General features: G+C 58.7%; 1 protein-coding gene and 1 pseudogene. Both read left to right on the top strand.

Going from position 1 to position 13,102, the window contains the following annotated elements; translation table 11 throughout:
* Positions 1 to 513, top strand: a pseudogene (locus tag ABX749_RS06240) (alkaline phosphatase family protein); the annotation flags it as partial.
* Positions 514 to 1,020: 507 nt separating this feature from the next.
* Positions 1,021 to 13,102 (top strand): beta-propeller fold lactonase family protein (locus ABX749_RS06235; RefSeq protein WP_372895217.1); only part of this gene is annotated, 12,082 nt, incomplete at its 3' end.

Here is a 13,102-nt window from a genome sequence, read left to right as displayed (position 1 = left end):
TCGAAGGCGTTTGCGGTCGCCGATCATCAATTGGCGCACGTCTACGTCAACGATCCCGGTCTGGTCCCCTCGGTGCGAAAGGAGCTTGAAGCGGTCCCGGGGATCGGCGGCGTCTTTGATCCCGGTGATCTGGAACTCGATCATCCACGCAGCGGTGAGCTGATCGCATTGGCCCAGGCTGATGCCTGGTTCACGTATTACTACTGGAACGACGACGCGCTCGCGCCCGACTTTGCCCGCACGGTGGATATCCATCGCAAACCGGGCTATGACCCTTGCGAGTTGTTCATGACCAGCAAGGTGCGGATGGCGGCGCGGTTGTTGCAAAAGAAGCTCGGCATGCGCTACAAGATGGATGTCATTCCGCTCGACGCCAACCTCGTCCGCGGCAGCCACGGTTTGCATCCCGATCCGATCGACGGCCCGATCATCATCGGACCGTCCCACGATCATCCGCTGCCCTCGGACATGCGCGGATTTGCCGGTTACATCCGGTCGTTGGTCGGCAGTTGAATCCGGAACAGACTCGCGTCCTATAGCCGCGCGTCCAATGCCACCAACGTTGGCATGGAAGGAGATAGCGGAACGGCGCGAGCCGTCCGGTTTCAGCGTGAACACACAGTGAAAGACCGGAGGGCTCGCGCCCAATACCGCTAAATCGACATTGAGGGGCGCCCGGACGCTGGCGCGAACCGGCTGATGTCCATTGATTATCAGCCGTTTGGCGCTAGCCTACGGGCCCTGCGCTGGTCAATACCTTGTCGATTTAGCGGTATTGGGCGCAAGCCCTGCCGCTAACCATCAACGCGCCGGGTGGTGTCAACGTCGCTGCGGTGGGGGCGATCGACGGCTGAGCTTCAATGGTCAGGGTGGGGTTTGGCGGCCAGCCGTCGAATTTTGCGTCGCGCGTTGGTAACCGCTAAGCTAGCGACACTCTCTCCCCCTGCCCACACTCATTCCCCTCCTCATCACCGGATCGCCGGGCTGCTTTCCCCAGTCGCTTGGCTCGAGGTTCGCAACATGAAGTCTGCGCGACGCAACCGCCCCGTCTGCGAACCGAATCATTCTGATCGGGGGCCGCAACGACAGCCGCGACAGTCCCGACGCCGGATGCTCTATGAGTCGTTGGAGGCACGTCATTTACTGACCGCGTCGATCGAAGGCTTGGTGTTTGCGGATTCAAATCAAGACGGTCTTGAAAACAATGCCGAAGCGGGAATCGCCGGAGTCACGGTCTATGCCGACCTGAATACCAACGGAGCGCGGGACGCGGGTGAACCGTTCACGCAAACCACCGCGGACGACCCGGGAACGCCGGGCGTCGACGAGCTTGGCCGCTATGTGCTCGGCAACCTGAGCGAACAGACCCATCACGTGACGATCGAGCTTTCGGCCAACACGCGGCAGACGGCGCCACTTTCACCGGCAACCGGCTCGGCGCTGACGCTGTTTGAAAACGCACCGCGGCCGTTGCAAAACTTCGTCTCCGGACCAACAGATGTTCAAGTTTCACCGGACGGCCGATTCGTGGTCGTGGGCTGGGACCAAGGGCAACGTGTCACCACGTACGCACGGCGTGCCCAAGATGGCCAGCTGACCTATCAAGCCGATTTCTATAGCACCACGCTTTATGGGATTCGTCGCAGCGTGTTTTCACCCGACGGGCGCTTCCTCTATGTCCCTGCCGGGTATTCAGATGCCATCAACGTTTTGCAGATGAATTCCTTGGGTGCGTTGTCCATGGTGCAGTCGATCACGATCAGTGACGATGCCAACCTCGATCGCGTCTACGCCCTCGCACTCGCGCCCGACGGCTCACAATTGTTCGCGACCTCTTCAACGACCCAATCAATGTTGGTCTACAACGTTGATGCATCAGCCGGAACGCTTTCGTTAGCCCAAACGTTTACCGAAGGCGTTGACGGTGTGGTCGGGATGAACTTCCCCCAACAGCCGCGAGTTTCGCCGGACGGAACGCTTGTCGCCGTCGCGACTCAGGCAAGCGGCGGACCACTGACGTTCCTCGATCGTGATCCCGCGACAGGCGTCGTGGCGCTCAGCGGGACGAGTCTTGCGCTGGGGTCCAACCGAGACGTCATCTTTTCCGACGATGGTCGTTTCTTGTATGTCGCCGATTTTAACGGCCGACTTTGGACGCTGACGCGTGATGAAGTGACAGGTGATGTCCAAGTTCAAGGGTCGCTCGACTTGGGCTCCAAACGTCTGGACAAGTTGGTGATGCGTCCCGATCAATCCGCGATCTATGCGACCTCCAGTTATACCGATTCGCTGTTGGCCTTTGATCGTGATCCGATCAGCGGTGCGGTGACATTAAACCAAACGCTCGATTCAAGCGACGTCCGGGGCATGGAAGACGCCGAGGGCGTTGCGATCAGCCCCGACGGCCAGCATCTCTACTTGGCCTCCCAGGCGAGCAATCGTCTTCAGACCTTCTGGACCAATCCCACCGGGCGATCTGCAATCGCATCGCTGGTCACCACGGTGGATGGTCAATCGGTCACAAACATTCATTTTGCGGTCAGCGACGCGTCACCACAAGTCACTGGGTTTTCAACCACGTCGGTCAGTCCCGAGCCTGCAGATCAAGTCGATTTCACGCTTGTCTTTGACGAAGCCGTTTCCGGCGTGGACGTAGGCGATTTTCAACTGTTTAACAGCGGCCTGGCCGACTCCGCGATCACATCGGTCAGCGGCGGGCCGACCGATTACACGATCACTGTGACGACACCAGGCTATGCGGGAAATCTGCAATTGCAATTGATCGACGACGATACCATCGTTGATGCAAATGCGATTCCCTTGGGCGGTATCGGAACCGGCGCGGTGGTCCGTCGCACCGCAGCCTTGCACGTGGATTCGCTCCCTCCCCAGGTCGCCGCCATTGCTGCTGCGCCGGGCGTTGCTCCATTGGCTCGTCAGCTTTCTTTCTTCGTGACGTTTGACGAGCCGGTCAGCGGCGTGGATGTGACTGATTTTCAATCTGTCGACGGCGCGGGGGCCGTTGGCAACGTGGACGCCGTCGTCGCGACCAGCGATGCCAGTGTTTATCGCGTCGACGTCAGCGTCACCGGTACGGCCGGTAGCATTGCGCTCGCGTTGGTCGACGATGACACAATTGTGGATGTGGCGGCCAATCCGCTCGGCGATGTCGGCACGGCGGGTAGCGGATCGGGTGACGGATCCGTTCAATCCTCCGTCGTCATGATCGATGACGCAACCATCAGTGGGCGCGTTTGGGTCGACGCAAATGCGGACGGGCTTTCGGATCTCAATGAATCCGGGCAAGTTGGAATCACGGTCTACGCCGATCGCAATGCAAACGGATCACGAGACGCCGGCGAACCCTCCGTGGTCACGCAAGACGATGATCCTGCGACGACCGAGATCGATGAAACGGGAATGTATACGCTGACCGGCTTGGCGGCTGTGACGACGTATGAGTTAAGGGTTGATGCGACTCAGTATCGTCAGACCGCTCCGGTCTCCTATGCGCAGGATGACGGCTTATTGAGCTTTACGGATTCGGTCTTCGGTGGCGTGAACAGCTCGGACACGCTGTTTTTGACGTACGGAATCACGCTGACCCGGGACGGAAAGCAGCTGTACGCGTTATCGCCTAACGGCAACAAGGTCTCCCTTTTCAATCGCGCGTCGGTCAGCGATCCGTTTGTGTTCGACAGATCTTGGTCCGACACCAGTCCCGGCTTTTCCGAGCTGGGCGCACCCAGGCACTTGATTTTCGGGCCTGACGAGGGTTCGGGCTACTTGATCGCGGACAATACGATCTTTGTCGTCGGTCGTGACAGGGCGACCGGCGAACTGAGTGTCGTGGACACGGTTCAGGGGACGGTCGGTGAAGGCAATTCGTTTGAACGAATCAGTTCCGCGGCGATCAGCCCCGACGGCAAGTTCCTCTATACCGCAGGAATCTACAGCGACACCGTTTCAGCCTATCGGATTGATGTCGCAACGGGACTGTTGCAACCGATTCAAGAGTTGCGTCACGAAATCGATGGCGTCGACGGCCTGGACAATCCCAACAAAGTTCAGGTCTCGCCGGATGGTTCTCAGTTGTTTGTCAGTGCGTTTTTTTCGTCAAAATTGACGGTCTACAACATCACGCCCGGAAGTGGCCGTCTGGTCGAGTCGCAGTTTTTCAGCGGACTCTCTTCATCCTCCGATATAGCCTTTTCTCCCGATGGGCAATTCGCGTACTCCGCAACGACTTCCAGCGGATCGGATAAAATCAGGGTCTTCCGGCTGATCGCCGGGCAGTGGGTGCAACAGGCGGGTGGGGCTTTCGGCCTGAATGCGCCACACGAGTTGGAGATCAGTGCGGACGGTCGGTTTGTCTACGTCGCGGACAAAACGCTGGACGCGGTCGTGACGCTTTCCCGTGATACACAGACCGGTGAGCTGACTTCCCTTCAAGTCGTGAATGATGTTGCTCCACACGATGCCCTCAATGGTGTGGAATTTGTCAAACTATCGCCCGACGGTCGTGAGTTATTCGCCGCAGCAGCAAGCGACCATAGTCTTACACGGTTCACCCGTCTGGGCGGCGATGTCACTTCGGAACCGCATGTCATCACGACGGCACGGCGCGAGACGATGGCTGCCGACTTTGGGATTCGAATCCTGTATCCCTCGGCGACCAGCCTCAGTTCCGCAGTGGTCGGCCCCGTCTCGGATCCGACGGTGTCCTTCACTGCGACGTTTGACGAACCAGTGACCGGCGTGCAGCCGAGCGATTTCGTGATCGAGTCGACGGGCATCAGCGGGGCGTCGGTGCTGAGCGTGACCGGTGGTCCGATGCTGTACGACGTCTTGGTCAATACAGGCAGCGGCGATGGAACGCTGCGTTTGCGTCTGATCGATGATGATTCCATCCTCAATGCTGCGGCCTATCCGCTCGGAGGAACGGGGCTCGACAACGGAGGATTGCTCTCTGATCCGATTTCGATTGTGAATTCAGGATCGATCAGTGGCCGTTTGGTCGTCGACACCGACGAAGACGGTTTCGGGGACCTGGGTGAGCCAGGGCTCGCCGGAGCGACCGTTTTCGTCGACATCAATACCAATGGCCAGTTCGATTCCGGCGAACCCGTTGCGATGACCGCGGTTGATGATCCAGTGACCACGACGGTGGATGAATCGGGGGCGTATCGAATCAGCGGCGTCGGTCCCGGTAGCCACTCGGTTATGGTGATTCCACCGGCCGGATTCGCGTTGACCAATCCCGCAACGCGTTCGGCAGGATCGGGCGTCGTCACCCTCGTCCAGTCGATCAAGGATGGGACATCGGGAGCCAACTACTTAGATGAAGCCGCCGGCGTGACGACCAGTCCAGACGGCAACTATCTGTACGTCGCCTCCTATAACGACGATTCCGTCACGGTCTTCGCACGTACTGCCGCGACCGAACAATTGACTGTCGTTCAGCAGGTCGTCGAAAACATCGGTGGCGTCGCGGGACTGTTGGGTGCACAGTCGATCGCGATCAGCGAAGACGGTGAAAGCCTGTACGTGGCATCGTCAATCGGCGACTCGTTGGTGATGTTCGATCGCGATCCCAGCGACGGGACGATCGCTTATCTCGGCAGGCTTCGTGATGGATTCAGCGGTGCTGATGGGTTGAACAACGCAGTGAGCGTGCAGATCAGCAAAGACGGCCGGCACGTCTATGTCGCGGCGATCGATGATTCGTCGGTCGCCGTGTTCACCCGCGATGCCTCGACCGGCTTGCTGACGTTTGCTCAGAAATTGACGGCCAACACCGCGGGCGCTTTCGCGGTCGAAATCAGCCCCGACCAACGACACGTCTATGTTTCGGGCCAGGTGCAATCGGGCGTCACCGTTTATGACCGTGATTCAACAACCGGATTGCTGACGCTGAAACAAACGGTCCGCCAGACCGATTCCGGCGTCAACGGATTGTCGGGGGCATCTGGGATCTCGATGAGCCCCGACGGGAAAAATCTGTACGTCGCCGGTTACTTCAACGAAGGGCTTGCGGTGCTCGATCGCGATCTCGTGACCGGTGAGCTTTCGTTTAATGAATTTGTACCCGACCCGAGCAGCACTGCAACGACGCGTCCGATCTCGGTCTTGGTCAGTAGGGACGGCCACCATGTCGTCGCGATGTATGAAATTCATGACGCGATTGTGATCTACAATCGAGACTCCGCAACGGGAAAATTGACGACTCGACAAGTGGTGCGTGACGGGTTCGGCGGCGTCGACGGACTCAACGGCGCTTGGGATGCCGAGTTTTCCAATGACGATGAGTATCTGTATGTCGTCGGTGCCTATGATGATGCGGTGGTTGCGTTTGACCGTGATGCCGGACCCTGGGTCGCAACGAACGTGGCCGTCGAAGTCTTGCTCGGCGAAACGTCCGTGCTCGCTCCGTTCGCGGCGGTCAATCTGATCCCGGCTGTCGATTCGGTTCAATACTCGGGCACGACTCCGGCAAATCAATCCCCGATCACGATCGATGTGACGTTCAGCGAGCCCGTCACCGGGTTCGATCTGTCCGACATCTCGCTCGGGGGCAACGTTGTGTCGGCCAACGTTGTCGATCTGTCGGGAAGCGGCGCTGATTACGTGGTCACGATCACGGTGGGTGAAGACCAGGGCACGTTGGAACTAACGATCCTGGATAACGACTCGATCGTCGACGTTGAAAGTGTTCCTCTGGGAGGGCCCGGGACAGGCAATGGCCAGTTTTCGATGGCTCCGCTTGAGGTTGATCTGCTGGACCCCTCGGTGGTGTCGATCACGGCCGGACAGTCGAGTCCGACCGCGGAAAACCGAATCGATTTTACGATCGATTTCAACGAACCGGTCACGGGCGTGCTCGAGTCGCAATTTTCAATCGTCGGGACCAGCGCGGATGCGAGCATCACGAGTTTTCAAGCGTCTTCGACCATTCCGGGACGCTACTACGTTGAAGTCTATGTCGGAAGTTCACTCAACTCCGAAGTCGGGCTTCGTTTTAACGACGACGACACGGTCGTTGATGCTGTCGGGAAACCCGTCGGTGGAACGGGGATCGGAAACGGTGATTTCGACAGCGCGTTGATCGTGGTCGATCGCGACGTCTCGATATCGGGTGTGATTTGGGATGATGTCAATCGCGACTCGATTCGTGATGTGGGTGAACCCGGGATTGCAAACGTCACCGTGTACGTCGACTTGGATGACAACGGGCAGTTCGACGCGGGGACCGAACCGAGTCAAGTCTCTGCGAGCGATGACCCCGCCACGACGACGATTGATGAGACCGGACAGTACACGTTCGATGGTCTGACGGCCGGTTTTCGCACGGTGCGTCTTGTCTCGGCCGATCCCAACGTCCAGCAGAGCCATCCGTCGAGCGGTCGCGCCTTTCCTGCCGGCCAATCGTCTTTGGGCCAGCCGCTCAGTAACGACGACAAGAGCATCGTTGCCAGCGACGATGGGAAGTTTCTGTACGTCGCCGACGAGGGCACCGATGACATCCTTGTCTATCGTATCGCTGACGATGGTGCCGGGATCGAACGCATCATGACGATCGATCACGGAAACGACACAAACAAGGGATTTCGCGAGATCACGTTGTCTCCGGATCAAAAACATCTTTATGTGACCGGCTATGACGGTGACAACTTGGGCGTGTTTGATCGCGACGCAGAGACCGGCGTGATCTCGCATCGTCAAACGATCACCGGTGGCGGCTACTTGGTCGAAGTCAGCCCTGATGGTCGATTTGTCTACACCGGATCCTCCGCGATCAAGACCTTCACGCGAGACGCGGTCACCGGCGAGTTGACTTATGCGAACCAGTTTTTCGAGGGGTTTGTTCGCGACCGCAGGGACCTGGCCATCGATCCGAGCAGCGGATTTCTATACACCGCGGTAGATGCGGTGCCCTCGTTCGGTTCCATCCAGCCCGATTTAATCGAAGTGTTCTCGATCTCCGCCGTGACGGGCGAATTGACACGTCTTCAAGTTTTGAGTGAAAGCTTGACGGGAGACGACTCGCTGGATGGCGTTCACTCCCTGGCGATTTCGAGCGACGGACAATTTCTGTACGCCGGCGCTCAGGATGACGACGCGTTGACCGTCTACTCGCGGGGAGCGTCGGACGGCCTGTTGCAGCGGATTCAAGTGGTCGGTGGGGCCCCGGGTTTGGCGACCGCGATCAAAGGTCCCGAGGCCATCGCGCTTTCATCGGACGGGAGTCTGCTGTATGTGGTTGGCACCTACAACATGCGGTTGGCGATCCTGGATGTGGACCAGGCGACGGGACGATTGACGCTGTTGGAAACATTCGGACAAAACAGCGGCGCGCCCTGGGGCGAGGACATGGCGCTGACCGATGCGAATCCGTTCTTGTATGCCACTTCAGATCGCTTTGTCAGCTATTACCGCAAAACCGAGGGACTGCGTGTTGCCGAGCCACACATCGTGCTCGGTGCGGCCGGCGGTGATTATGACGGTGCAGATTTCGGTTTGGTCGATCTGGAACCGAATGTCGTCATCATCGCGCCGACGGCTCGTCCGCGCGAGGGGAACGCGACCGCGCAGATGACGGTCACATTCTCGGAACCCGTCACGGGAGTCGACGTCACAGATTTTATTCTCGAAGCAGATCAAATCACCGGATCGTCGGTGCAATCGGTCAGCGGATCAGGAGCGGAATACTTCGTGACGATCGTCACCGGCACGCCCGATTTTCCCGACGCCGACCGGACGCTGACATTGCGTGTGGTCGACGACGAAACGATCATCGACAACAACGGCAATTCACTGAGCGGCCCCACAACGTTGGGAACCGATTCGGTCAGGAGCATTCCGCTGGTTCTGGATCAAAAGCCGCCGCAAATCGAGGCGGTCGCTCGCCTGAACGACGAAAACACGACCGGTTCTCTGGTTCGCTATCGAATCGCGTTTGATGAAAATGTCTTCGATACGGTCGATGCCGCCGATTTTCAACTGATCGCGACCGGCCTGCCGGACGCGACGATTCAGGACATTACCCGATCGGGCAACCAATACACCATCAATGTGGCCACCGGTCTGGGGACCGGAACGATTGAACTTCAATTAGCTCCCGGTGTCGAGATCCAGGACCTGGCCGGCAATCCGCTCTCTGCCGGTGGCTTTGGTGATGCGTCTGTCCTGCAGACCCGTTACATCATCGAGCGAGATCCGACCGGATACATCACGGGAAAGGTGTTCGACGATGCCAACGGGAATGGCATTCTCGATGGCGCTGAATCGGTCGCGGTCGGTCAAACCGTGTTCGTCGACGCAAACCATAATGGCGTGTTGGATACGGGCGAGTCGTCGACGCTGACCGAGGTCGACGGCACTTACACGCTGGGGCCACTTTTCTCCGGCTTGTATGACGTCACGTTAGTCGTCCCCGTGGATGATGTGTTGACCGCACCCGCGATTGGCGGTCGACCGATTGTTCGCGCCAGTCTGGATTCAGCCGGTCGCCAAATCGACGTGGCGGCCAGCAATCCGTCAACCGATCGGACGGGCACGCGAGTCGCCTTCGATTCGCTTGCCGACAATCTTGTCGCCGGTGACGGGCCCGGGCGTGATGTGTTTGTCCGGGATCTGCAATCCGGACAAATCCAACTCGTCTCGGTCGCACACAACGGCTTGGCGGCCGACGGTGATTCCTCGCACGCGGTCGTGTCCGACGATGGTCAATTTGTCGTCTTCTATTCGACCGCAACCAATCTGGTTGAGAATGATACGAACGGATTCGCCGACATTTTCTTAAGGGACTTGGTTCAGGGAAAAACCGAGCGGATCTCGGTGGCATGGAACGGCGATCAGGGGGATGGCCCGGTCGGCATGGTTTCGGATATCGATTCCTTGGGACGCTACGTCGCGTTCAGCTCCCACGCGGAGAATCTGCATTCGGGTGATGTCAACGGATTCGAAGATATCTTTTTGTTTGATCGTGTTGAAAACCAGTTGACCCTGGCGTCTTTAACATCAAACAGACGTCAATCCGATGGCCCCTCGCACTCACCTTCGGTGTCCACCAACGGTGGACGCGTGGCGTTTCTGACGTCAGCGCCCAATTTGACGGGACTGCCCTCGGTCATCGGCGAACAAGTGGTCGTGCGGGCGCCCAAGAATTTTGGCAGCACCACGTACGTCTCCAAGGCGCCCGACGATTCCGCCGGCAACGGGACATCCTACCGGCCGTCGATCAGCAATGATGCAATGATCGTGGCCTATGTTTCCGACGCAAGTAATTTGGTCGCTGGTGATTCCAACGGCCAGGGCGATGCGTTCATCTATGACTTTATCAGCCGCGAAAACACTGTCATCTCGCGTCGCCCCGACGGTACCGCGGCGGGAGGCGCGACGGGCATCACGTCGATCGACGAGAACGGTGAACTGGTCGCGTTCGTGTCCAACGCGACGGGGCTTGTCCCTTGGGTCGACGGCAGTTTTGAGGACGTGTTTAATTTCCACCGCAGCGGCCAGTATGTCGAACTGGTGTCGGCGGATTCCTCGGCGAGCCCCGGCCAGGGTGATTCGTACGCACCATCGGTCTCTGCCGACGGATCGCGAGTCGTCTTTGCGTCGGTGGCGAGTAACCTGGTCACGGGTGACACGAACGGACTCGAGGATCTTTTTTCGGTCGACACGTCCCTCCCGTTGCCACCGGTCGGCGTACACCGTGTCACGACCAGTGTCCTTTCAACTTTGGAAAATATAGATCTCGCGTTTTCAAATCAGCCACCGAGTATCGTTTCGATCGATCCGGCGGTCACGTCGACTCGACTTGCCGCCATCGACTTCACCGTGACATTGACCGAACCCGTTACGGGGCTCGACGCGACGGACTTTGCGGTTGATGTCACCGGCACTGCGTCCGCAAACATCGCTTCAATCACCGGCGCCGACGACACGTACACGGTCTCACTCTCACTCGGGACCGGACAAGGCACGCTTGTCCTGCGATTGATCGATGATGATTCGATCATTGATGCGGAAGGCATGCCGCTGGGTAGGACGGGCAGCAACGGCGGCGCAGAATCGGTGCCCGTCATTGTCGACAACCAGGCCCCGACCCTGGTCTCGATCACGAAGCTGGATCCCGACCCCACGGGTGACACTTCGTTGCGGTTCGCCGTCACCTTTGATGAACCCGTCGTTGGACTCCAGACGACTGATTTTTTAATCAACGCAGCTGGCGTCACCGGCGGCCAGATTTCGAATCTGACAGGCACGGATGCGTCTTACGTCGTCTCGATTTCACACAACGGAGACGTCGGGACGATCGGAATCGATTTCGTCGACGATGATTCTGTTCTGGATGCGTTGGGCAATCCGGTCGGTGGCGCGGGCAATGCCGTCTTGTCGGGACCGACGTATAGCATTGAAACCGGGGCAATCACCGGTGCAGTCTACTTCGATCACGATCGATCGGGAACAATCGAGCCGACGGACGCCGGTCTGAGCGGTCAGACTCTGTACATCGATCTGAACGGCGATGGCGACTTGGATTCTGGGGAACCGACGGCGGTGACGACGGCCGATGATCCGGCAACGACGACGATTGACGAAACGGGACGGTATCGTTTCGAGGATCTCGTCCAGAGTTCTTATCTGGTTCGTTGGCTGGGCGGCGCAGGGTGGGTGCAATCCGTGCCGAGCCTCGGCAGCGGTGTTGCAGTTGACTTGATGGTCAAAGACGGCCCTGCACAGGCCGACTTTGCCCTTTCCAATCAAGTTCCCGAAGTGCTTTCGATCACCACGTCGCAAACCGAGCCGGATGCCAACGGCAAAATCACTTACCAAATCGTCTTTGACCAAGACGTCGTCGGCGTCGACACCTCCGATTTTGTTGTCGGATCGGTAGAGGTTGCGGGGATGACGATCAGTTCCGTCAGTGGTGGGCCGTCGAGCTACGATGTGACGGTCGACTTTGCGGCGGCCAGCGGCCAAGGTGACATCGCGTTGCAGCTGAACGATGATGATTCGATTCGAGATCTATTGAACGCGCCTCTCGGAGGCGTAGGCACTGGAACAAACGTGGCACGTTCGTTACCGCTGTTTGTGGATTTCCAGCCACCGACCGTGCTCTCCATCGTTGCGGTCAACGCCCCTCTGCTTGATCTCGCGGATCTTGTTTTTCAGGTGACGTTCAGCGAGCCAGTTAGCGGCGTCGACGCGGCTGATTTCGCGGTGGCTTTGTCGGGAGTCAGCGGCACTTCGATTCTTTCGGTGACCCCGCAATCCGGGAACGCGATCTACGAGGTGGTGTTGGACTCGGGCGTCGGAGACGGCACGATTGAGTTGGAATTGATCGACGACGACACGATTGTCGACTCCGCCGGTCATCTGCTCGGAGGCACCGGCGCTGGGAACGGCAGTTTCGTCGATGGCGACGTCGTCTTGGTCGAGCGATTCCCCCGACGCAGTCTGTCGGGACACATCTTTTTCGATACCGATGGGGACGGCGTCCGCGATCCGGGTGAAACGGGTGTGCCCGCCGCGGGAGTCTATTTGGATTTGGATAACGACGGGCAACGTGATGCCAACGAACCGGTCGGCACCGCCGCCAGCGATGACCCGCAGACCCTGGGCGTCGACGAGGCGGGGTTCTATCGCTTCGGCAGCCTGGAACTGGGGCAATATATCTTGCGTGTCCGACCCGACTTGCGTTGGATCGACGACATCAACAATTTCACCGCGGTCACGCTGGAATTATCGACGACCGAGGCGGTTGCCGATTTGGGAGTCATTCCAAACTTGGCGACCATCAACGGGCTGGTTTACGACGACTTGAACCGAGACGGAGTGTTGGACGCGGGCGAACCGGGGTTGGCCGGATGGACGCTGTACATCGATGACAACGGCAACGACCAGCTCGACACGGGCGAACGCACGATTGTGACCTCGGCCGATGATCCACTAACCGCCGAAGACGAAACCGGACGGTATTCGTTTTCGCCGCTCGAGTTTCAAACGCACCGGGTGCAGCTGGTCGGCCGTCCGGAGTTCTTTTCGACCTCGCCCACATTCCTCGACCGCACGATCGCCGGTGGGACGTCGGTGG

The organism is Stieleria sp. (genome assembly GCF_041595215.1).
GTDB lineage: Bacteria > Planctomycetota > Planctomycetia > Pirellulales > Pirellulaceae > Stieleria > Stieleria magnilauensis.
Note: the sequence above shows the minus strand (reverse complement) of the source record. Positions and strands in the feature narration are given on the sequence as shown.